At 48.5% G+C, this 359-nt stretch carries 1 pseudogene; it reads left to right on the forward strand.

Going from position 1 to position 359, the window contains the following annotated elements:
* Positions 1-359 (forward strand): annotated as a pseudogene (locus LBU54_RS15325) (hypothetical protein); the annotation flags it as partial.

Below are 359 nucleotides of genomic sequence, written 5' to 3' on the forward strand. Positions count from 1 at the left end.
TTTACCTATACCGATGAGGACGGTGGGACCACAATATTGGATGTTTCCAATCTGGAAACGCTTACCAGCATTGCATTGAACCCGGATAACGTGAATATCGACTATACCGACGAGGATGGCGTGGTGACACAACTGGACCTTACGGCTCTAGTACAAAATCTAGAAAGTCAAGATATAAGTACGGATGGAACACCAGGAGATATTTCGATATCTAATGGTTCAAATATTTCTCTTAACGTGGATGACGCTGATGCGGATTCAGCAAACGAGGTCAACACGGCCTTCGCCGTGGTGGGGGCCGACCTGCAGATCACCGATTCCAGCGGTACGCTTTCAGTGCCCCTGGCATCCATAGGATC

This window comes from Winogradskyella alexanderae (assembly GCF_020166335.1).
GTDB classification, from domain to species: Bacteria; Bacteroidota; Bacteroidia; order Flavobacteriales; family Flavobacteriaceae; genus Winogradskyella; species Winogradskyella alexanderae.